Source organism: Geminicoccus harenae (assembly GCF_019800005.1).
Taxonomy (GTDB): domain Bacteria; phylum Pseudomonadota; class Alphaproteobacteria; order Geminicoccales; family Geminicoccaceae; genus Geminicoccus; species Geminicoccus harenae.
The window spans coordinates 1-22,257 of sequence record NZ_JABGCL010000049.1 but is presented as its reverse complement, the minus strand read 5'-3'; the positions used below and the strand labels follow the sequence as shown (position 1 = coordinate 22,257).

19 protein-coding genes are annotated in these 22,257 nt (G+C 70.0%); 11 read left to right on the top strand and 8 right to left on the bottom strand.

All coding sequences use genetic code 11. The features are described 5' to 3' along the window. Nucleotides 1-666: 666 nt before the first annotated feature. From eno to tpiA, 5 genes are all read right to left on the bottom strand, one after another. Nucleotides 667-1,953, bottom strand: coding sequence for a phosphopyruvate hydratase (eno, locus tag HLA95_RS24750; RefSeq protein ID WP_191061921.1), 1,287 nt, complete (start codon nt 1,951-1,953; stop codon nt 667-669). Nucleotides 1,954-1,975: 22 nt separating this feature from the next. Then, entirely contained in the window at nt 1,976-2,818 is an 843-nt protein-coding gene (gene kdsA, locus HLA95_RS24745; protein WP_222184865.1) for a 3-deoxy-8-phosphooctulonate synthase, read from the bottom strand. Nucleotides 2,819-2,856: 38 nt separating this feature from the next. Then, on the bottom strand, nt 2,857-4,485 hold the full coding sequence (gene pyrG / locus HLA95_RS24740) for a CTP synthase (RefSeq protein WP_191061821.1): 1,629 nt from the start codon (nt 4,483-4,485) through the stop codon (nt 2,857-2,859). Nucleotides 4,486-4,585: 100 nt separating this feature from the next. Beyond that, nucleotides 4,586-4,921, bottom strand: a complete 336-nt coding sequence (gene secG, locus HLA95_RS24735) for a preprotein translocase subunit SecG (RefSeq protein ID WP_222184863.1) — start codon at nt 4,919-4,921, stop codon at nt 4,586-4,588. A 4-nt stretch (nt 4,922-4,925) separates the two neighbouring features. Continuing rightward, on the bottom strand, nt 4,926-5,702 hold the full coding sequence (gene tpiA, locus HLA95_RS24730) for a triose-phosphate isomerase (protein ID WP_191062586.1): 777 nt from the start codon (nt 5,700-5,702) through the stop codon (nt 4,926-4,928). Nucleotides 5,703-6,075: 373 nt separating this feature from the next. Here tpiA and HLA95_RS24725 point away from each other — a divergent pair, with 373 nt between their 5' ends. Then, nucleotides 6,076-7,977 carry a peptidylprolyl isomerase gene (locus HLA95_RS24725; RefSeq protein WP_222184861.1) on the top strand — a complete coding sequence of 634 codons (1,902 nt, stop codon included), beginning with the start codon at nt 6,076-6,078 and terminating at the stop codon, nt 7,975-7,977. 121 nt (nt 7,978-8,098) lie between these two features. Next, entirely contained in the window at nt 8,099-9,604 is a 1,506-nt protein-coding gene (gene trpE / locus HLA95_RS24720) for an anthranilate synthase component I (protein WP_191061297.1), read from the top strand. Between the two features lie 47 nt (nt 9,605-9,651). On the opposite strand, the gene HLA95_RS24715 is transcribed toward trpE, so the two are convergent. After that, nucleotides 9,652-11,355, bottom strand: coding sequence for a divergent polysaccharide deacetylase family protein (locus tag HLA95_RS24715; protein WP_222184859.1), 1,704 nt, complete (start codon nt 11,353-11,355; stop codon nt 9,652-9,654). 238 nt (nt 11,356-11,593) lie between these two features. On the opposite strand from HLA95_RS24715, the gene HLA95_RS24710 reads away from it, so the two are divergent. From HLA95_RS24710 to lexA, 6 genes are all read left to right on the top strand, one after another. Further along, on the top strand, nt 11,594-12,178 hold the full coding sequence (locus HLA95_RS24710; protein ID WP_191062078.1) for an anthranilate synthase component II: 585 nt from the start codon (nt 11,594-11,596) through the stop codon (nt 12,176-12,178). Further along, the gene (gene trpD / locus HLA95_RS24705; protein ID WP_222184857.1) at nt 12,175-13,212 is read left to right on the top strand and encodes an anthranilate phosphoribosyltransferase; all 1,038 of its coding nucleotides are present in this window, start codon (nt 12,175-12,177) and stop codon (nt 13,210-13,212) included. The genes HLA95_RS24710 and trpD overlap by 4 nt, the downstream gene beginning before the upstream one ends. After that, on the top strand, nt 13,209-14,003 hold the full coding sequence (trpC, locus tag HLA95_RS24700) for an indole-3-glycerol phosphate synthase TrpC (RefSeq protein ID WP_191062363.1): 795 nt from the start codon (nt 13,209-13,211) through the stop codon (nt 14,001-14,003). The genes trpD and trpC overlap by 4 nt, the downstream gene beginning before the upstream one ends. Next, nucleotides 14,000-14,482 (top strand): cyclic pyranopterin monophosphate synthase MoaC, encoded by a 483-nt coding sequence (gene moaC / locus HLA95_RS24695; RefSeq protein ID WP_191062364.1) that lies wholly within the window; start codon nt 14,000-14,002, stop codon nt 14,480-14,482. The genes trpC and moaC overlap by 4 nt, the downstream gene beginning before the upstream one ends. Next, entirely contained in the window at nt 14,479-15,705 is a 1,227-nt protein-coding gene (locus HLA95_RS24690) for a molybdopterin molybdotransferase MoeA (RefSeq protein ID WP_222184855.1), read from the top strand. The genes moaC and HLA95_RS24690 overlap by 4 nt, the downstream gene beginning before the upstream one ends. Before the next feature lie 168 nt (nt 15,706-15,873). Beyond that, nucleotides 15,874-16,581 (top strand): transcriptional repressor LexA, encoded by a 708-nt coding sequence (gene lexA, locus HLA95_RS24685; protein WP_222184853.1) that lies wholly within the window; start codon nt 15,874-15,876, stop codon nt 16,579-16,581. A 36-nt stretch (nt 16,582-16,617) separates the two neighbouring features. Here the strand turns inward: lexA and ugpQ are convergent, their stop codons facing one another. Then, complete coding sequence (ugpQ, locus tag HLA95_RS24680) at nt 16,618-17,409, bottom strand: glycerophosphodiester phosphodiesterase (protein WP_255592223.1); 792 nt, start codon at nt 17,407-17,409, stop codon at nt 16,618-16,620. A gap of 95 nt (nt 17,410-17,504) precedes the next feature. Here ugpQ and recD2 point away from each other — a divergent pair, with 95 nt between their 5' ends. The 3 genes from recD2 to HLA95_RS24665 all read left to right on the top strand — a co-directional run bounded on the left by recD2 (nt 17,505) and on the right by HLA95_RS24665 (nt 21,106). Next, a complete protein-coding gene (gene recD2 / locus HLA95_RS24675) occupies nt 17,505-19,697 on the top strand; it encodes an SF1B family DNA helicase RecD2 (RefSeq protein ID WP_222184851.1) in 2,193 nt (730 codons plus the stop codon). Next, nucleotides 19,694-20,485: an inositol monophosphatase family protein gene (locus HLA95_RS24670; protein ID WP_191061335.1), complete on the top strand. Its 792-nt coding sequence runs from the start codon at nt 19,694-19,696 to the stop codon at nt 20,483-20,485. Before recD2 ends, HLA95_RS24670 begins: the two co-directional genes overlap by 4 nt. A gap of 72 nt (nt 20,486-20,557) precedes the next feature. Beyond that, nucleotides 20,558-21,106 carry a DUF421 domain-containing protein gene (locus HLA95_RS24665; RefSeq protein WP_191061336.1) on the top strand — a complete coding sequence of 183 codons (549 nt, stop codon included), beginning with the start codon at nt 20,558-20,560 and terminating at the stop codon, nt 21,104-21,106. Here the strand turns inward: HLA95_RS24665 and HLA95_RS24660 are convergent. Continuing rightward, nucleotides 21,103-22,257, bottom strand: a 1,155-nt coding sequence (locus HLA95_RS24660; RefSeq protein WP_222184849.1) for a calcium-binding protein, incomplete at its 5' end; no start/stop codon positions are given. The genes HLA95_RS24665 and HLA95_RS24660 overlap by 4 nt on opposite strands.

Sequence of the window (22,257 nt, the reverse complement as noted above, 5' to 3'; positions counted from 1 at the left end):
AAGATCTTGATCGAGGTCAGGCCGCAGCCGGACACGTTGGGCTTCTTGTTGTAGCGGAACCCGTCATAGACCGGCTTGTTCTTAGCTTCGGCGGGAGTCGGCGCGATGGCCACCAGTGAGCCGAGCGCGATTCCAGCGGCCGCGAGAACGGCCGCAATACGGCTGCGCATGATGTCCCCCCCAGGACAATTGCAGGTTTCAAGCTCAGTGCTGCGCCGCCCGCCACTTCGTGCCGGTACCCAGCACGGATGGCTTTAGCCTGTTGCTGGGCGGGAACGGATCAGCACCTGATCTGTTAGATGATCTGACACGTGGTTCCCGGGCGGTAAACCAATTCTCGGTGATTCCGGGCCTATGTGACATCCTATTAATCCGGAGGTCGCAGTAGACGTAGGTCCTGTTCTTTTCATTACACGGCGTTCAGGAAAAGCAGCTCACAATCTTCTCACATAGGCTCTAAAGACATTCAACAACAACGAGCCTTTACGAGGCGCCAGGGTGGCGTACCTCTGCAACAACTTTCAAGGTTTCCTGTAATATATTTCCACCCTCCCGGCGAAGATCCCAGCCTCGCGCGGAAGCATCCGGCCCAGGACACGAAAAAGGCCCGGAAGCGCGATGCGCCGCCGGGCCTTTGCACTCGCATGACCAGTAGAGGGGTCGGGTTCAGCCGCGCGCCAGGGCCCGCCTGCCCGGATAAACGGCCTGCTCACCCAGTTGCTCCTCAATCCGCAGTAACTGATTGTACTTCGCCAGCCGGTCGGAACGTGACAGGGATCCGGTCTTGATCTGGCCGCAATTGGTGGCGACCGCGAGATCGGCGATGGTCGCGTCCTCGGTCTCACCCGAGCGGTGCGACATCACCGAGCGATAGGCGGCGACCTTGGCGGTCTCCACCGCGTCCAGCGTCTCGGACAGCGTGCCGATCTGGTTCACCTTGATCAGGATCGCGTTGGCGATGCCCTGCTCGATGCCTTCCTTCAGGATCTTCGGGTTGGTCACGAACAGGTCGTCGCCCACGAGCTGGACCTTGCTGCCCAGGCGCTCGGTCAGGAGCTTCCAGCCCGCCCAGTCGCCCTCGCCCATGCCGTCCTCGATCGAATGGATCGGGAACCTGTCACAAAGCCCGGCCAGGAAGTCGACCATGCCGGCGCTGTCGATCTTCTTGCCCTCGCCTGTCATGTCGTAGGCGCCGTCCTTGAAGAACTCGGATGCGGCGCAGTCCAGGGCGAACACGATGTCGTCGCCGGTCCGGTAGCCGGCCGCCGTCACCGCCTTGTCGAGGAAGGCGAGTGCCGCCTCGGCGCTCTCCAGGTTCGGCGCGAAGCCGCCCTCGTCACCGACATTGGTGTTGTGCCCGGCGTCTTTCAGCGCCTTCTTCAGGGCGTGGAACACTTCGGTGCCCATGCGCAGCGCCTCCGAGAAGGACGGCGCGCCCACCGGCATGATCATGAATTCCTGGATGTCGATCGGGTTGTCGGCATGGGCGCCGCCATTGATGACGTTCATCATCGGCACCGGCAGCACCCTGGCCGAGGTCCCGCCGACATAGCGGTAGAGCGGCAGGCCGAGCTGCGCCGCCGCGGCCTTGGCGGTGGCGAGGCTCACGCCTAGCAGGGCGTTGGCGCCCAGCCGGCTCTTCGATTCCGTCCCATCCAGCTCGATCAGCGTCCGGTCGATCGCCTCCTGGTCAGTGGCGTCCATGCCGAGGATCGCATCGGCGATCTCGCCATTGACCGCGTCCACCGCCTTGCCGACGCCCTTGCCCAGCCAGCGGCTCTTGTCCCCGTCGCGCAGCTCGATCGCCTCGCGCGAGCCGGTGGAAGCACCCGACGGCACCGCCGCGCGGCCGAGCGCTCCTTCGGCGAGCGTCACTTCCACCTCCACGGTGGGGTTGCCGCGGCTGTCCAGGATCTGGCGGGCATGCAGGCCCACGATGTCGGTATCGAACATGACCAGGATTTCCTCTGGTTTCTCAGGCGAGCTTGGGGAGCGGGCGCGTCTTCGCCAAGTGGTCGAACGTCACGAGGTCGGTCAGGACCTCCTCCATCCGGTCGAGCGGCACCTGGTTCGGCCCGTCGGAGATCGCCTGGTCCGGCCGATCATGACTCTCGATGAACACCGAGGCCACCCCCAGCGCCACCGCGGCGCGGGCCAGCAGCGGCACGAACCGGCGCTCGCCGCCGGACGCACCGCCCTGCCCGCCCGGCTGCTGCACCGAATGGGTGGCGTCGAACACGACCGGCCAGCCGGTCTCCTCCAGATAGGTGAGGCCGCGAAAGTCGGTGACGAGCGTGTTGTAGCCGAACGAGGTGCCGCGATCGGTGAGCAGGATGCCCTTCGCCCCGGCATCCTCCAGCTTCCGCGCGACGTTCTTCATGTCCCAGGGAGCCAGGAACTGCCCCTTCTTGACGTTCACCACCGCGCCGGTCTCGGCAGCGGCGACCAGCAGGTCGGTCTGCCGCGACAGGAAGGCCGGGATCTGGAGAATATCCACCACCTCGGCGACCGGCTGGCACTGCTGGCGTTCATGGATGTCGGTGAGCACCGGGCAGCCATGCCTGGCCTTGACCTCGGCCAGGATGTCCAGCCCCTTGGCCATGCCCACGCCGCGGGCCGCCCCGCCGCTGGTCCGGTTCGCCTTGTCGAAGCTCGACTTGAAGACGAACGGGACCTCCAGCCGGGTGGTGAGCTGCACCAGCGCATCGGCCATGAACAGGGCATGGTCGCGGCTCTCGATGGCGCAGGGCCCGGCGATCAGGACGAACGGCCTGCTCCGGCCAAACGTCACCGGCCCGGCCGTCACCTCATGCTGCATGACAGGACCCTTTCGCTGCTTGCACGTGCCGACGCGGCTCAGACCAGGCGGGACTGGCGCACCGCCGCCTCAATGAACGAGGCGAACAGGGGATGCGGCGCGAACGGGCGCGACTTGAACTCGGGGTGGAACTGCACGCCGACGAACCAGGGGTGATCCGGGATCTCGACGATCTCCGGCAGGATCCCGTCCGGCGACAGGCCGGTGAAGATCAGCCCGGCCGCCTCCAGCCGCTCCCGATACTCGACATTGACCTCGTAGCGGTGCCGGTGGCGCTCGGAGATGACCGGAGCGCCATAGATCCGCCTTGCCAGGCTGCCTTCCTGCAGATGGGCGGGATAGCCGCCCAGCCGCATGGTGCCGCCAAGTGCCCCGCCCTGCACCCGCCGCTCCCGTCGCCCGTCCCGCTCCCACTCGGTGAGCAGGCCCACGATCGGGTCGGCGCAGGGGCCGAACTCAGTCGACGAGGCGCCGTTGATCCCGGCCACGTGGCGCGCGACCTCGATGCAGGCGAGCTGCATGCCGAAGCAGATGCCCAAGAACGGCAGCTTCTCGGTGCGCGCATAGCTGATCGCGGCGATCTTGCCGTCCACGCCACGCTCGCCGAACCCGCCCGGCACCAGCACCGCGGAGCAGCCGTCCAGGGCATGATGGCCGTGCTGGCCGCCGACCTGCTCCGCCTCGATCCAGCGCAGGTTCACCTTCACCCGGTTGGCGATCCCGCCATGGACCAGCGCCTCGCCCAGCGACTTGTAGGCATCGGCCATGCCGGCATACTTGCCGACGATGCCGATGGTCACCTCGCCTTCCGGCCGCTCGATCGCATGGGTAATGGCGCGCCAGGTGTCGACGTCCGGCTCGTGCTCGTGCGGCAGGCCCAGCGCCTTGAGGACCTGAACGTCCAGGCCCTCCTGGTGGTAGAGGATCGGCACCTCGTAGATCGAGCGCGCGTCCAGGGCGGCGATCACCGCTTCCGGCCGCACCGAGCACTGCATCGCGATCTTGCGCCGCGCGTCGTGCGAGATCGGATGCTCGGAACGGCAGACCAGCACGTCCGGCTGGATGCCGAGTGCCCGCAGCTCCCGCACCGAATGCTGGGTCGGCTTGGTCTTCAGCTCCTTGGCCGAGGCCAAGAACGGCACGAGCGTCACGTGGACGAAGCAGGTCCGCTCAGAGCCCAGCTCCCAGCCGACCTGGCGGATCGCCTCCAGGAAGGGCAGGCCCTCGATGTCGCCGATCGTGCCGCCGATCTCGCAGAGTACGATGTCGGCATCGCCGGTATCGCCCTGGATCGCTTCCTTGATCGTGTCGGTGACGTGCGGGATCACCTGCACGGTGCCGCCCAGGTAGTCGCCGCGCCGCTCGCGCTCCAGCACGCGCGAATAGATCCGGCCGGACGACGTGCTGTCGCTGCCGCGCGCATAGACGCCGGTGAAGCGCTCGTAATGGCCCAGATCCAGGTCGGTCTCGGCCCCATCCTCGGTGACGAACACCTCGCCGTGCTGGTACGGGCTCATCGTGCCCGGGTCGACGTTGAGGTAGGGGTCGAACTTGCGGAGACGGACGCGGTAGCCCCTGAGCTGCAGGAGCGCTCCGAGTGCGGCGGCTGCCAGGCCCTTGCCGAGCGAGGAGACCACGCCGCCGGTGATGAAGACGTAGCGCGTCATCGGCCTCTAGTTTCCACGTGCGATCGGCCGCTGGCAAGCCACCAGCGGCAGGTTTGCGGATCGGGCGCCGGCGGGCGCCGCCAGCGACGCCCGCGGCACCTCACTGGGCGAGCGGAGCGGCCGGGCCGGTGGGCGCAGCCGGCTGCGGCTCTTCGACCGGTGCCGTCTCTTCCTGGGGCAGGCTGTCGAAGATCGAGCGCGACGAGGTGCCCGTTCCGGACAGGATCGCCAGCACCAGGCTGGTCAGGACGAAGCACCCGGCCAGGATCGCGGTCGAGCGGGTGAGCAGGTTGGCGGTGCCGCGCGCGGTCATGAAGCCGCCGCCACCACCGCCACCACCCAGGCCGAGGCCGCCGCCCTCGCTGCGCTGGATGAGCACCAGCCCCACCAGGGCGATCGCGATCAGGAGATGGATGACCAGAACGACGGTCTGCATGCTGTCAGCTCCCGGGCCGGGCCAAGCGCCCGCCGCCCGCGGTGAAGATCTTGAGAAACTCGGCCGGATCCAGGCTGGCGCCGCCGACCAGCGCGCCATCCACGTCCGGCACGCCGAGGATCGCGGCCGCGTTCGACCCCTTGACCGACCCGCCATACTGGATCGGCACGTCGCGACCGGCCTCGTCCAGCTGCCCGACCAGCTTGCCGCGCAGATGGGCATGGACCTGCGCGATCTCCTCGGTCGTGGGCGTGCGCCCGGTGCCGATCGCCCAGACCGGCTCGTAGGCGACCACCAGCCGCGCCGCGTCGATGCCGGCCGGGATGGAGCCCTCGACCTGGCGGTCCAGCACGGCCAGGGTCCGGCCATCCAGATATTCCGCCTCGGTCTCGCCGATGCAGATGACCAGCGTCCCGAGCCCCGCTTCCACCGCCGCCTCCGCCTTGGCGCGCACCAGCGCGTCGGTCTCGCCCAACCCGTGGCGGCGTTCCGAATGGCCGAGCAGCACCGCCGTGGCACCGGTATCGGCGACCATGGCCGCACTCACCGAGCCGGTGAACGCGCCCTTGGCCGCCTCGTGGCAGTCCTGCGCGCCGACGATGATGCCGCTGCCGCGAAGCTGTGCTGCCACCTGCGCCAGTTGGGTGAAGGGCGGGAACACGGCGAGCGTGCCGGCCTCCGGCCGCCCGGCTTCGGCCAGGGCGGCAGCCAGCGCCTGCGCGTCCGCGGCCAAGCCATTCATCTTCCAATTGCCGAACACCAGCGGGCGCCGCGAGGGCATGACGAACTCCATCGGGCCAGGGCGAAGCGCAGCGGCGGGCGGCCAGCCGGGCGCGACGCTGCGGGCTCCACGCTTCTTGGGTGCGAGCTTCACGATTTGTGTGGCGACGGCGGCGCGGATAGCACACGGCCGGCGGCCCCGCCACCCCCGGCCGCAAGCAGGCTGCCATGTGTGACCGGCCCGAACCGTCGCCGGGCCTGCGGCCTGGCCGACCTGGGGCCCGCCGCGTCCCCGGCCCGCTGCCGGCGCAAGGCCGCGTTGCCCGACCCACCCCGCATGGCTATGTTCCGCGCGGTTCCGTCTCGGCAGCACCGGTCCGCCCGTGCTGTCTCCTCATGCCAAGCGGCCGACTGCCAGGAAGATCGCCGGTCACATGTTCGAGAAGCTCAAGAAGTCCATCGTCAAGGCGATCGTCGCCGTCTTCGTCGGCCTGCTGGTCCTGAGCTTCGCGGTCTGGGGCATCGGCGACGTGTTCCGCGGCGGCACTGGCGGCAACACGCTGGTGACGGTCGACCAGTTCGAGGTGACCCTGCCGCAGGCCGAGAGCCGGCTCGAGCAGGAGCTGCGCGAGCTGCGCCAGCGCTCCGGCCGCTTCATCGAACGCGATCAGGCCATGGCGATGGGCCTGGGCCAGCGCGTGCTGGCGGAGCTGATCACCGACCGGACCATCGAGGCCCATGCCCGGGCGCTGGGCATCGAGGTCGACGACACGACCCTGGCGCGGATCACCGCGGCCAACCCGGTCTTCCAGGTGGGCGGCCGCTTCAGCAAGCAGCGCTTCGACGAGCTGCTGCGCGCCAACGCCATGACCGAGCAGGGCTATCTGCAACTGGTCCGCTTGGGCGAGCTGCGCCGGCTCCTGGTCGACAGCGTGACGGCCGCGGCCGCCCCGCCCGCCACCGGGCTGGACCTGCTGCACCGTCATCGCGAGGAGCAGCGCGAGGGCCGGGTGCTGGAGGTGCGGGCCGACGCGGTGGACGGGGTGGCCGAGCCCGACGAGGCGGCGCTGGCGGCGTTCCTGAGGGAGCACCAGGCCGAGTACCGGGCACCCGAGTATCGCACCATCACCCTGGTCACCATGCGCCCGGAGGACCTGGCGCCGGAGATCGAGATCCCCGAGGACCGGCTGCGCGCCGCCTATGACGAGCGCGTCCAGCAGTTCACCGAGCCCGCCAGCCGCGCCGTGCTGCAGATCAACGGGCCGGACGAGGCCACGCTCGGCGAGGTGCGCACCCGGATCCAGGCCGGCGAGCCGGCCGAGGCGGTCGCGACGGAGCTGGCCGGGCGCGGAGTGCAGGTCCAGGACCTGGGCAGCGTCGCGAGGGGCGGCTTTCCCGACCGGGTCGTGGAGGACGTGATCTTCGCCGCCCCGGTGGGCGGGGTCAGCGAGATCACCCAGACCGGCTTCGGCAACACCGTGATGTTCGTGGTCCGGACGGAGGAGCCGGAGCGCCGGCGGCCGTTCGAGGAGGTCCGTGACCAGTTGCACGACGAGCTGGCTCTGGCCCAGGCCGCCGACGACCTGCCGAGCCTGGAGAATGTCGTGCAGGACCAGATCGCCGGAGGTGCGAGCCTGGAAGAGGCGGCGCAGGCCAGCGGCTTCACGGCGCGCCGGATCGAGAAGACCGACCAGGTCGGCAACGATCCGTCGGGGGAACTGATCGAGCCGGTGCTGCCGGACGAGGTGCTCCAGACGGCGTTCGCCACCAGTCAGGGCGTGATCTCGCCCATGGAGACCCTGGCGGACGGCGGGGCCTTTCTGGTCCAGGTGGATGCGATCGAGCCGGAGCGCGACCGCCGCCTGGACGAGGTGCAGGACGAGGTGCAGGAGGCCTGGCTGGCGGAGGCGCGGAAGAAGCGCGCCGAGGAGGTGGCCAAGGCGCTGCACGCGGAAGTGCTGTCCGGCAAGAGCCTGGAAGAGGCCGTTGCCGGCCAGCCGGCTGCCGCGGTCGTGGCGATCGGGCCGGTCAAGCGCACGGACATGGGCGAGACCGGCGAGCTCGGCCCGCAGACGGTCGAGCGGCTGTTCGCCAGCACGGTCGGCCAGCCGCCCGAGGCACCGCTGGAGCTGCCGAACGGCTATGGCTTCGTGGTGGTCGATCGGGTCATCCCGGCAGAGGGCGAGCCCGGCGACGCGCTCCAGGGCGAGATCACCAGCGAGATGGCGACCGATCTCGCTGACCAGTACGACCAGGCGCTGCGCCAGCGTTTCCCGCCCGTGGTCCATGAGCGGGCACTGGCCACCTTCCTGCGCACCGACGGGCAGCCGCAGTGAACCGTCCGCACGCCACGGCCGGGGCCGGTTCCACCGCGGCGGCCGAGTCCCGGCGATGGTGACGCCCGACGGATCCCGTTCCAGCGCCTGAGCCGTTCCCGCCCCGATCGAGTGTGCCGCCTTGAAGACCCTGCCCGATTCCGCCGAGTTCACGACGACCTATGACCGCGGCGCGCCTGCCGTGGTCTGGACGGTGATCCCCGCCGACCTGGAGACCACCGTCTCGGCCTGGATGAAGCTGGGGGAAGGCCGGCCCTACGGGATCCTGCTGGAAAGCGTGGAAGGCGGGGCGGTGCGCGGCCGCTACTCGGTGATCGCGGTCAAGCCCGACCTGATCTGGCGCTGCTTCGGCGACCGGCCCGAGATCAACCGGAACTTCGCAAAGGAGCCCCGGGACTTCCGGCCGCTGGACGAGCCGTCGCTCCCCTCCCTGCGCCGCCTGATCGGCGAGTGCCGCATCGACCTGCCACCGGGCCTGCCGCCCATGTCCGCCGGCCTGTTCGGCCAGATGAGCTACGACATGGTCCGGCTGATGGAGCGGATGCCGGAAAAGAACCAGGACCGGCTGGGCCTGCCGGACGCGGTGTTCCTGCGCCCGACCCTGGTCTGCGTGTTCGACAACGTGTTCGACCGGATGACCCTGATCACCCCGGTCTGGCCGAAACCCGGCGTCTCCGCCGCTGCCGCCTACGAGGCCGCCTGCGACCGGCTGGCCGAGGCACTGGCCGAGCTGGAGCGGCCGGTGGCGCATGAGCGGCGCGCCGCGCAGGCACCTGAGATCGTGCCGGTACCCAACATGAGCCGGGCCGACTACCATGCGATGGTGGCGGCGGCGAAGGAGTATGTCGCGGCCGGCGACATCTTCCAGGTGGTACCTTCCCAGCGCTTCACCGCCGATTTCACCCTGCCGCCCTTCGATCTCTACCGCTCGCTGCGCCGCCTGAACCCCTCGCCCTTCCTGTTCTACCTGGACCTGGACGGCTACCAGCTCGTGGGCTCCTCGCCCGAGATCCTGGTGCGGCTGCGCGACGGCACCGTCACCATCCGCCCGATCGCCGGCACGCGCCGGCGCGGCGTCGACCGCGCGGAGGACGCGGCCCTGTCCGCCGACCTCCTGAGCGACCCCAAGGAGCTGGCCGAGCACCTGATGCTGCTGGATCTCGGCCGCAACGACGTGGGCCGGGTCGCACAGATCGGCACGGTGCGCGTCACCGAGAAGATGGTCGTGGAATACTACTCCCACGTCATGCACATCGTGAGCAATGTCGAGGGCAGGATCCGGCCCGACCGGGACGCGCTCGACGCGCTGATCGGCGGCTTTCCCGCCGGCACCGTCTCCGGCGCGCCCAAGGTCCGCGCCATGGAGATCATCGAGGAGCTGGAGCCGGAGCGGCGCGGCTTCTATGGCGGCACGGTCGGCTATTTCGGCGCCGACGGCAACATGGACAGCTGCATCGCGCTCCGCACCTCGCTGCTCAAGGACGGGCGCATGTACGTCCAGGCCGGCGGCGGCGTGGTCGCCGACAGCGACCCCGAGGCCGAGTATCAGGAAAGCTGCAACAAGGCCAAGGCACTGATCCGCGCCGCGGAGGACGCGGTGGCGCTGGCCAACGACCGGGCCAACTGAACGGCAAGGCTTCCGGCCGGACGCGCGGGGCGTCCGGCCCGCGGGTCTCAGTTCGCCAGCGCCTTGGCCGCCAGCCGCTCGTCGCTCCCGGGTGCCGCGCAGTCGAACGCGGTGGCCGCGTCGTTCCGGCAGGTGTCGATCGGGACGAGCCTGCTCAGCGGGACCAGCCGCACCCCGCGCGCCTCGGCTTCCGGCAGCCATGCCATCAGCGCATCCACGGTCTCGCGGTGCGGATGGCCGATCGCCACTGCATAGCCGTGCGCCCGCGCCCGGCGCTCCAGCAACTGGAGCTGGCGGGTCACCGCGGCGACGGTCGGCTCGTTGTCCAGGAACACGTCGCGGCCGATCGCCGGTACGCCGGTGCCCAGTGCCACCGCCTGGGCCTTGCTGCGCCCGACGGTGCGGCTGTCCAGGAAGAACATGTCGTGGCCGGCCAGTGCCGCCATCACCGCCTGCATGGTCTTCGGTGCCGCCGTGGCGCGGCTGCCCATGTGGTTGTTCATGCCTACCGCACCCGGCACCGCGGCGACCGCCTTGTCCACCGCGGCGCGGATCTCGGCATCGCTCATGCTGACCCGGATCGCACCCGGCCCCGGATTGGCGCTGCCGGTGGCCTCCATCGGCATGTGCAGCAGCACGTCCAGCCCGGCATGGGCGGCATCGCGTGCCGAGGGCACCACTTCCGGCCCGCTCGGCAGGAAGGACAGGGTCAGCGCCTGGCCGGATTCGATCATGCGGCGCACGACCTTGCGGTTGTAGCCGAGATCGTCGATCACGATCGCGATCGTGGGCCCGCGCAGCCGCTCCGGCATCAGCAGGCGGCGGTTCGGCTCGGCCTGCGGCAGCGGCTCCGGATCGGCCACCGGTGCCACCGGCGCCACGCCCGGCTCCTCGAAATCGGGTGCTGGCTGGGCGGCGCTCTCCTGGGCGGCAGCCGGCGGGAGCTCGGGCTCGACCGGCTCACGGACCAGCGGCGACGGATCCGGCGGCGCCGGGACGACCGGCTCGGGCCCGGCCGCGGGTGCCAGGGCCGCCAGGACCTGGTCGGCTCCCGCCGGTGCGGCGTCAGCCGGCACCGGCACGGGCCGGACGATCTCGAGCGAAGCGATCCCGGCCGGGGCAGCCTCGGTCCTATTCTCGATCGGCGGTTCAGCCGGAACGGCGGCGACCACCACGGGCTCGGCCGGCACCGGAACCGCCTCGGCCACGGCCTCGGCCGGCGATGCCGCCGGAGCCATCGCCACCGCTGCGGGCCGGGATGGTGCCGGTGCTGCCGGGGCGGCAGCGGCAACCGGAGCCGGGGCAGCCGGTGGTGCCGTGGCCAGCAGGGGCGGCAGCGCCGCAGCCGGCGGTTGCGCCACCGGCAGGCCGGCGGCGGCCAGTGCCGCCGTGCTGGGTGCCGTGCTCGCGGCTGGCCTGGCTGCCAGGAACTCGGCCGGCTCGGGAACCTCCGCCAGGGTCGGCGGCTGTTCAGCCGGACGGGCGCGGGATCGGACCGGGACCGCGTCCGGCATCGGGCCGGCCTCGCGCATGAGCGCTGCCTGCTGCATGGGGATGGTCTGCTGCACCAGGACCGGCGGGCGCTCGGAATGGACGGCGCGCTGCCAGTCCGACTTCCAGCGTGCGTCGTCCCAGGCGGTCAGCGCCACGAAGCCCACCGCCGTGGCGGCGATCGTGGCGCCCCACGCGATGGTGGGCAGGCTGCGCTTCAGCCAGTTTCTGGTCTTCCGGGATAGGCTCGGCAGCTTCATCTGGTCCGGCAAATTGCGCTGTCACTGTTGACCACGACGGCGCGGCCGCACCGGCTGGCATTTGACTGGCCATTATGGCCATGGCTGGAAAAGATGAAAGTCCGCTTTGGACGCACTTGGCTCCCCAATCGACGGCAGGGCGGCCGTCCGGCCGCCGTTTCCCGGCAGGATCTCGACGTAGCCCCTGCCTGGGGTTAAGCCTCGGGTCCTGATGGCCCCTGCTCGGAATCCAGGCAAGATGTTGCTGCTGGTCGACAATTACGACAGCTTCACGTACAATCTCTATCACTATCTGGGCGAGCTGGGTGCCACCGCCGAGGTCTGGCGCAACGACGCGCTCAGTGTCGATCAGGTGCTGGACATGGGTCCGGAAGCGATCGTGCTCTCCCCTGGCCCATGCACCCCGAACGAGGCCGGCATCTGCCTGGAGCTGATCGACCGCGCCAAGGGCCGCATCCCGATCCTGGGCGTCTGCCTGGGCCACCAGGCGATCGCCCAGGCCTTCGGCGCCACGGTCGCCCGGGCCCCCCGGCTGATGCACGGCAAGACCGACCGGATCGCGCATGACGGCACCGGTGTGTTCCAGGGCCTGCCCGACCCGTTCACCGCCACCCGCTACCATTCGCTCTGCGCCGTCCCGGAAACCGTGCCGGACTGCCTGGTGGCCAATGCCAGCTCCGATGACGGGGTGATCATGGGCCTGCGCCACCGCGAGTTCCTGATCCACGGCGTCCAGTTCCACCCGGAAAGCATCGAGACCACCGAGGGCAAGCGCCTCCTGCGCAACTTCCTGGAACTCGCCGGCGTGGGAGGCCAGGCATGAGCACGACCCCTTCAGGCAACGGCATGAAGTCGATCCTGATGAAGCTCGTGGAACGCGGGCCTTTGTCGGGAGCGGAGGCGCGCGAGGCCTTCTCGGTGATCATGGACGGCAGCGCCACCCCGGCCCAGATCGGTGCCTTCCTGATGGCGCTCAGGGTGCGCGGCGAGACGGTCGACGAGATCGTGGCCGCCGCATCCGCCATGCGCGACCGGATGATCCGGATCCAGGCGCCCGCCGATGCGGTCGACACCTGCGGCACCGGCGGCGACCATTCCGGGACGCACAACATCTCGACCGGCGTGGCGCTGGTGACGGCCGGTGCCGGCCTGCCGGTGGCCAAGCACGGCAACCGGGCGGCGACCTCCCGGTCCGGCTCGTCCGACGTGCTGTCCGAGCTGGGCGTGAAGCTGGACTGCGGACCGGCGCTGGTCGAGCAGGCGATCCGCGAGGCCGGGGTCGGCTTCATGATGGCGCCCAACCACCACCCGGCCATGCGCCATGTCGCCCCCGTCCGCGCCGAGCTGGGCGTGCGCAACATCTTCAACTTCCTGGGCCCGCTGGCCAACCCGGCCGGGGTGAAGCGCCAGGTGGTGGGCGTGGCCGCGGCCGCCTGGGTCGAGCCGATCGCCCAGGCCTTCCTCCAGCTGGGTGCGGAGCGCGCCTGGGTGGTGCATGGCCGGGACGGGCTGGACGAGCTGACCACCACCGCCCCTTCCCTGGTCGCCGAGGTCAGGGACGGGAAGGTCAACGTGTTCGAGGTCGGGCCGGAGGAAGCCGGGATCGAGCGCGCGCGCTCCGGCGACCTGAAGGGCGGCGACGCGGCGTTCAACGCCGCGGCCCTGCGCGCGGTACTGGCCGGCCAGCGCGGGCCGTTGCGCGACGCGATCGTCTATGGTGCTGCCGCGGTGCTGCTGGTCGCCGACCGGGTCGGCGACCTGCGGGAAGGTGCCCGGCTGGCCGCCGCGGCAATCGACGAGGGCCGGGCGGCACGGGCGCTTGAGCGGATGATCGAGATCACGCGGAGCTGCAGATGAGCGACGTCCTGGCCGAGATCTGCGCGGTCAAGCGCGAGCACGTCGCCGCGGGCAAGCAGGCGCGCAGCATGGCATCGCTCCTGGCCGAGCTGCCGGACGAGAAGCCGCGCGGCTTTGCCGCCGCCCTGCGTCGCACCTGCGACGGCGGCGGCCATGCCCTGATCGCCGAGGTGAAGAAGGCCTCGCCCAGCAAGGGCCTGATCCGCGCCGACTTCGACCCGGCCAGCCTGGCGCAGGCGTACCGGGAAGGCGGGGCGAGCTGCCTGTCGGTGCTCACCGACGCCCCCTACTTCCAAGGTGCCGACGCCTTCCTGGACCAGGCGCGCCAGGCCTCCGGCCTGGCGGCCCTGCGCAAGGACTTCATGCTCGACCCCTGGCAGATCGCGGAAAGCCGCGGGCTCGGGGCCGACTGCATCCTCCTGATCCTGGCCTGCCTGGACGACGCCCAGGCGACCGAGCTCGCCGCGCAGGCGCTGGAGCTCGGCATGGACGTGCTGGCCGAGGTCCATGACGCGAACGAGATGGAGCGGGCCCTGCGCCTGCCTGAAGCCTGCCTGCTGGGCGTCAACAACCGCGACCTGAAGAGCCTGAAGGTCGACCTCGCCACCTTCGAGCGTCTGGCGCCCATGGTGCCGCCGGGCCGCTTCCTGGTGGCCGAGAGCGGCCTCTACGCCCATGCCGACCTCCTGCGGATGCGCGCGGCCGGCGCAAAAGCCTACTTGGTCGGCGAATCGCTGATGCGCGAGGCGGACGTCACCGCCGCCACCCGCCGCCTGCTGGGCCGGCCATGAGTGGCGACCTCACCCATTTCGATGCCGCCGGCAATGCGGTGATGGTCGACGTGACCGAAAAGGACGTCACCGAGCGCCGGGCAGTGGCGGCCGGCCGGGTGGTCATGGATCCTGCGACCCTCCAGCGGATCGCGGAGCGCGGCTTCAAGAAGGGCGACGTGCTGGCGATCGCCCAGCTGGCCGGGATCATGGGTGCCAAGCGCACCGCCGACCTGATCCCGCTCTGCCATCCTCTGCCGCTCTCCTCGGTCAAGGTCGAGCTGCGCCTAGACGAGACAGCCTCCGCCGTGGACATCCAGGCGGTCTGCAAGGTCACCGGCCGGACCGGCGTGGAGATGGAAGCGCTGACTGCGGTCAGCGTGGCGGCGCTCACCGTCTACGACATGTGCAAGGCGATCGACCGGGGCATGCGGATCGAGGACATCCGCCTTATGGAAAAGGACGGCGGCCGCTCGGGCAGCTGGCGGGCGGAGCCATGATCCCGGTCGAGGAGGCGCGCGCCCGGCTCCTGGCGGGCTTGGGCCGCACCGGCACGGAATGGATCGCCCTGGACCGGGCCCGCGGCCGGGTGCTGGCGGAGGACCTGACCGCCCGCCGCGACCAGCCGCCCTGCCCCGTGTCCGCGATGGACGGCTATGCGGTACGCGGCGCCGACCTCGCGAAGCCCGGCCAGAGCCTGCGCCTGATCGGGCGCTCGGTGGCGGGCCACGGCTTTGCCGGCGCGCTCGGTGCGGGCGAGACCGTGCGGATCTTCACCGGCGCGCCCATGCCGGAAGGCGCGGATGCCGTGGCACTCCAGGAAGACGCCACCGCTGACGGCGACCGGATCACCTTCGCCGAAGCCGTGGCACCCGGCAGCTTCGTGCGCCGCCAGGGCCTAGACTTCACCACCGGCTCCCTGGCGCTGGCCGCCGGTACGCAGCTCGGGCCCTTGCAGCTGGGTCTGGCCGCGACGGCGGGTCATGCCTGGCTGCCGGTGCGCCGCCGCCCGCGTGCCGCCATCCTGTCCACCGGCGACGAGCTGGTCCGGCCCGGCGAGACGCCCGGCCCCGCCCAGATCGTCAGCAGCAACGCCAACACGCTGGCCGCCATGGTCGAGGCCTGGGGCGGCGAGGCGGTGGATCTCGGCATCGTGCCGGACGAACGCCAGGCCCTGGCCGCCGCGTTCCAGAACCTGGACGACATCGACATCCTGCTCACCAGCGGCGGCGCCTCGGTGGGCGAGCACGACCTGGTCCAGGAAGTCGCGACCTCCTGTGGGATGCGCCTCGACTTCTGGAAGATTGCGATGCGCCCGGGCAAGCCGCTGATGGTGGGCAGGCTCGGCCGGACCACCATGATCGGCTTTCCCGGCAACCCGGTAAGCTCCGCGGTCTGCGCCATCCTGTTCCTGCGCGGTGCCCTGCGCGCGATGCTGGGCCTGGACCCGGAACTGCCGGTCCGCCACCTGCCACTCGCCCACGAGCTGCCGGCCAACGACCGGCGCCAGGACTATCTGCGCGGTACGCTGGAGCAGCTGCCGGACGGGCGCCTCGCGGTGCGTGCCGTGCAGCGCCAGGACAGCTCGATGTTCGCGACCCTGGCGCGGTCCGACGCGCTGATCGTCCGCCCGCCCCATGCCGGGCCGGCCGAGCCCGGTACGCGGGTCGAGTTGCTGTTGCTGGCCGAGGTATTGAGCGAACTGCCGCGGTTTCCGGTCTGAGCCCGACCTTTACCTCGTCCGGTTCGTTCAGCAACGCGATGCGTCCCATCAATGCGTTGAATGCGTTCTCGAAATGTCTGGCGGTCATTGACGCGACACGGGAACGTCCATAGAACATTCGTGCCTGTTCCGTTCTTTTGGCGGAACTCTGATCTGGGGTCGCCATCCGTGCTCACCGGCCGTCAGCGACAGCTCGTGCTGTTCATCCAGGATTACCACGAGAAGCACGGCATCTATCCGTCATTCGACGAGATGCGCGAGGCGCTGGAGCTGAAGTCCAAGTCCGGCATCCACCGTCTGGTGTCCGGGCTGGAGGAGCGCGGCTATCTGCGCCGGCTGGCCTACCGGGCCCGCGCGATCGAGCTGGTGCGTGACCGGGCCGGCGAGCCTGCAGCGGAACAGCCGGTCAACGTGGTGCGCGGCCGGTTCCGCCGCGAGCTGCCGGCCGAGCCCAGCCGGGCACCTGCCGCCCCGCCCTCTTCCCTGCGCCATGCCGGGCTCGACCTGCCGCTCTACGGCAAGATCGCCGCGGGCACACCGATCGAGGCGCTGGCCGACACCACCACGACCATCGACGTGCCGCAGTTCATGCTGGGCGAAGGCGAGCACTACGTGCTGCAGGTCCGCGGTGATTCGATGATCGATGCCGGGATCGCGGACGGCGACCTCGTGGTGATCCAGCGCAGCGACACGGCGGAGAGCGGTTCGATCGTGGTGGCACTGATCGAGGACCGCGAGGTGACCCTCAAGCGCCTGCGCAAGCGCGGCGCCTCCATCGCCCTGGAGGCCGCCAACCCGACCTACGAGACCCGGATCTTCGGCCCGCACCAGGTCAAGGTGCAGGGCCGGCTGGTCGGGCTGATGCGCCGCTACTGAGGCGGCATGGCGCCGCCTCGCAGGCCGGTGCGGCGGTCACGCCGTCTCGAGCGCGGCCAGCAGCCGGTCGGGCGCGTCGGTGAACACCGCCACCGCGCCTGCCCGGCGCAGCCTGGCCGCCTGGTCCGGATCGTTCACCGTATAGACCAGCACCGGCACGCCTTCCGCACCGAGCTCGGCGATGCGCGCCGGGTCGGCGTATTTCTGGCTCATGTGCAGGGTGGAGCAGCCCAGGCGCTCCATCGCCTGGCGCCAGTCGCGCGGCAGCCGCTCGACCAGGAGCCCGCGCGGGCAGTAAGGTGCCACCCGCTTGGCCGCCTCCAGGGAGGCGCGCGAGAACGAGGACAGGAGCGGCGGCGCCTTGCTGTCCGGCCAGTACAGCTTCAGCTCGCCGCACACTACCTCGGCGGTTTCCAGGTCCCGCCCCGGGCAGGGCTTGATCTCGATGTTCGCCTGCAGGTCCAGCTCGACCAGCAGTGCCACCACCTCCTCCAGCGAGGGCGGATGCTCGCCCGCGGCCTCAAGCGAGAACCACGACCCGGCATCCAGTTCCCGGATCTCCGCCCAGTCGCGCCGGGCTGCCCAGCCCTTGCCGTTGGTGGTCCTGGAAAGGGCGGAATCATGCATGAGAAAGGCCACGCGGTCGCGGCTGAGCTTGACGTCGAACTCGACCATGCGGCAGCCCTGCTCGGCGGCCTTGCGGATGGACGACAAGGTGTTTTCCGGTGCGTGAGCAGAGGAGCCGCGGTGGCCTACGACGAACGGCATCGGCAGGGTCGGCACGGCTGTCAGCCCGGACTTCCATACCGGCCATTGTTCTACCGTCATCCAGAAGATCTCCAGGCGCGCAAGTCTAAGCCTCTCCCTAGCGGTGGGGTGCGGCCACACGCAACCGGCAACCACACCCAGGCCGGCGGCTGACCGTGGCGGTGCCGGAGCCAGAATCGCCCGCCCAGGAGCTGGCGGGCACGGTCGAGCGGGTGGTGTTCCGCAATGCGGAGACCGGCTGGACCGTGCTCCGGATCCGCTCGGAGGCCGGCGATGCCGTGACGCTGGTCGGCACCGGCCTGGAACTCCAGGAGGGCGACGCGGTCAAGGCACTGGGCGACTTCGAGGACGACCCGAGCTGGGGCCGCCGCTTCCGCGCCAGCATGGTCCACGCCGCGGCCCCCACCACCCGCGAGGGCCTGATCGCCTTTCTCGGCTCTGGCCGGATCAAGGGGCTGGGGCCGGTCCTGGCGCACCGGCTGGTCCGGGTGTTCGGCGACCGTCTGCCCGAGATCATCGAGAGCCGTCCGGACGAGCTGGCCGCGGTCGAGGGCGTGGGGCCGCGCCTGGCCGAGCGGATCGCCGAGACCTGGCAGGGCCTGGCCGGCGAGCGCGAGGCCCTCCTGTTCCTGAACAGCCACGGCCTGGGCGGTGCCAAGGCCGCACGCATCCTCAAAGCCTTCGGCCCGCGCACCGTGGCCCATCTGGCCGCCGACCCCTGGGCGCTGGCCCGCGAGGTCCACGGCATCGGCTTTGCCACCGCCGACCGCTTCGCCCTGGCGCTGGGCCGTGCCCAGGAGGACCCGGACCGGGTCGCCGCGGCGCTGCGCCACGTCCTGGAGGAACTGGCGCAGGGCCATGGCGACACCCAGGCCCATCGCGGCTTCCTGCGCGGCCGCCTCCTGGACCTCCTGGGCGTGGACGAGGCTCTGGCCGATGCCGGGATCGAGCGGGCGCTGGATGCCGGCCACGTGGTCGCCAGCGAGGGCGACCTGCTGGGCCTGGCCGAGCTGGACCGGGCCGAGCGGCAGATCGCGGCGCGCCTGGCCGTGCTCTCGACAGGCGGCCCGCCCTGGCGCAGCGGCGACGAGGCGACTGCCGTGGCGGCCTCCGCCAAGTACCTCCGGCTGGAGCTGGCCCCCTCCCAGGAGGAGGCGGTGCGGCGCGCCTTCACCAACCGGCTCCTGGTGGTGACCGGCGGCCCCGGTACCGGCAAGACCACGATCGTGCGCGCCATCCTGGCCGCGGTGGAGCGGGCCGGCGGCCGGGTGGTGCTGGCGGCCCCCACCGGCCGGGCCGCCCGGCGGATGCACGAGAGCACCGGCCACGAGGCCTCGACCCTGCACCGCCTGCTGGAAGCCGAGCCCGGCCATGGCTTTCGCCGCGACGCCGACCGCCCGCTGGAAGGCGACCTGTTCGTGGTCGACGAGGCGTCCATGGTCGATACCGAGCTGATGGCGGCTCTGACTGATGCCCTGCCCGACCATGCCGCGCTCCTGATGGTGGGCGACATCGACCAGCTCCCCTCGGTGGGCCCCGGCCGGGTGCTGGGCGACCTGATCGACTGCGGCCACCTGCCGGTGGTGCGCCTGGTCGAGATCTTCCGCCAGGCCGCGGAGTCGCGGATCATCGCCAACGCGCACCGGATCGTCACCGGCCAGGCGCCCGAGACCAGCCGTGGCGAGACGCTGGGCGACTTCTACGCGATCCGTGCCGCCAATCCGGAGGAAGCGCGCGAGAAGCTGAAGCAGCTCCTGACCGACCGGATGCCCAAGGCCTTCCACCTGGACCCGGTCGAGGACGTCCAGGTCCTGGTGCCCACCAACCGCGGAGCGCTCGGCACGATCGAGCTGAACCGCTTCCTCCAGGCCCTGCTCAACCCCGACCCGGTGGGCGTGGTCACCCGCGGCGAGCTGCGCTTTGCGGTGGGCGACCGGGTCATGCAGATCGAGAACGACTACGAGCGCGAACTGTCCAACGGCGATGTCGGTCGCGTCGTCGCGGTCGACTCCTCACGCAACGCGCTGCAGGCCGCGTTCGACGACCGGCTGCTCAGCTACGAGGGGGCCGAGCTGGACGCGCTCACCCCGGCCTATGCGGTGACGGTCCACAAGGCGCAGGGCTCCGAGTACCCGGCGGTGATCGTGCTCCTGTCGCGCGAGCATGGTCGCATGTTGCGGCGCGATCTGCTTTACACCGCCGTGACGCGGGCGCGGCGCCTGGTGGTCCTGCTGGGCGAGCCCGACGCCATCGGCCGCGCGGTGGAGAGCGGTGCCGGCCGGCATCGCCAGACCGGCCTGATCGCCCGCCTCGACCAGGTCTTCGCCAAGGAGCATGTCCCGTCATGAGTTCGAACGAGCGCCGCATGCAGGCCGGCATCGAAGCCGTGCGCAAGGGCGGGGCCCACGCCCTCGACCTGTTCCGGCGCCGCAAGGACCTCGTGATCGAGAAGAAGGGCCGCCAGGACCTGGTCTCGCGCGCCGACCGCGAGACCGAGACCCTCATCCGCGAGCACATCGCCGCCCTGTTCCCCGAGGACGGCTTCCTCGGCGAGGAATTCGGTGCATCCGGTGCCAAGGACCGGATGTGGATCATCGACCCCATCGACGGCACCGCCAACTATCTGGCCGGGCTCGACTACTGGGGCGTGCTCCTCGCCTATGTCGAGAACGGCAAGCCCACCCTCGCCTTCACCTACGACCCGAACCGCGACGAGCTCTGGACCGCTGAGGCCGGCAAGGGCGCCTTCCTGAACGGCCAGCGGATCCACTGCGCCCCGACCGCGCAGGCCGACGAGGCCACCATGGCGCTGTCGTTCAACTTCAAGCTAGACCCACCGGTCTATACGGACATGCTGGAAGCCGCGATCCGCAAGGGCATGGACCACCGCCGCCTGGGCTCCTCCGCCCTCAAGCTCGGCTATGTCGCCGACGGCCGCTTCGACGCCTGCGTCTCCATGCTGACCAATGCCTGGGACGTCGTGCCCGGCCTGCTCCTGGTCAAGGAAGCCGGCGGCTGCGTCACCGACTTCACCGCAGGCGGCCACCCCTACGACCAGCCCCGCCCCGCCGCCGCCTGCGCGCCGGGCATCCGCGCCGTGATCGAGGAAGTGACCGGGCTCACGCTGGACGGCTGAGACGGAGCGGCCGCGCGCCACGGCGGTTGTACGGGCACTGCCGCAGCCCGCTGCCGCTCTTGAAGGTGCGCCATGTTCTTCGACTCCTGGCTGGGTCTGCTCCGTGTCCTCGTGGTGGGCACGCTCGCCTATGTGGCGCTGGTCGTGGTGCTGCGTGTCTCCGGCAAGCGGACCCTGGCCAAGCTCAACGCGTTCGACCTGATCGTGACGGTGGCGCTCGGCTCGACCCTGGCCACCGTCCTGCTGAGCAAGTCGGTGGCGCTGGTCGAGGGGCTGCTCGCCTTCCTGCTCCTGGTCGGGCTGCAATATCTGGTCGCCTGGCTGTCGGTCCGCTCGCAGCGCTTCAGCGACCTGGTAAAGTCGGAGCCCACGCTGCTGCTCCACCGCGGCCGCTTCCTGGAGGGCGCGATGCGGCACCAGCGCGTGACCCGGCAGGAGATCCTGTCGGCCTTGCGCAGCAGCGGCGTCTCCAACGTGCGAGATGCCGCCGCCGTGATCCTGGAAACGGACGGCTCCCTCAGCGTCATCGGCGAAGCGGGCGCCACCGACATGACGGCGCTCGCCGACGTCGCCGGCGAGACCGGTCGATCCGGCGCCGCCGAGGATGGCGGCCCTCCTTAGCTTACGACAAAGTCGCTCGCGGTGAGGCTGGTCACGCCGAACAGGGTGACGGAGCCATTGCCCATGTTCACCCCGGTCGGCGGCAGGCTGGCCGGATGGCCGATTTCCACGGCCCGCTCGCCCGTATACTTCATGCTGATCGAGCCGAAGAACTCGCCCAGATCGATCATCAGGCTGTCGCGGGTCTCACCATTGAACGATGCCTTACTGATGCTGATCGCATGGTCCAGCCCGTTCGCGATACCATCATTGTTCGTATCAAGATCACCGAATGAGAATCTATAATATTCTACGAAATCGTCGGTGGGTGAATGGTTATCCCAGTAAATAAATAACTTGTCTCCGTCCTCAAAGTCAGCGATCAGATCGTTGACCATACGGAACTGGGCTTGCGGACCTTCGATGATCTCGTCATTCCAATACATGTGATAGTTAAATAGATCATCCCCATCCCCGCCGGATAGAATCGATCTCTCACTTGTAGCAAGAGCCTCGGCCACGTCGCCCGGACTGCTGGAACCGTGCATGATGCCATTCGAGAACGAGCCGCTGTTGATGTGGTCGTCACCATCACCACCCAAGATGCGGTCGGCGCCGAAGTCTCCGAAGAGGTAGTCGTCGCCATCACCACCGTCGAGGCGATCGTTGCCATAGCCGCCGGAGAGGATGTCGTTCCCGGCTTCGCCACGCATGTTGTCGTCCAAGGAGCCACCCAAGGCCTCGTCATCGCCGTCGCCGGCGAATAGGACCATCGAGCCGGCGCTGGGGTTCGTGCCATCATATTCCGGATCGATGTCCCAGTCGTTGTACGGCATCTCGATCTTGTCATTGCCAGCACCGGCATAGACCACGTTAGTCCCACCACCGGGTGCGATGTAGTCGTTGCCGTCTCCGCCAAAGATCAGATCGTTGCCGGTGTCCGCACTGACCTGGTCGTCACCAGCGCCGCCTTCGAGACGGTTGTCGCCCTCACCGCCGTCGAGCGTGTCGTTGCCGTCGCCGCCCATCAGCAGGTCATTGCCGAGCCCGCCATACAGGTCGTCCGGCCCATGCTGGCCATAGAGCTGATCATTGCCGGCATCGCCCCAGATCCGGTCGCGGTTGTCGCCACCCAGGATGGTGTCGTCGCCCGCCCCACCGCTCAGCTGGTC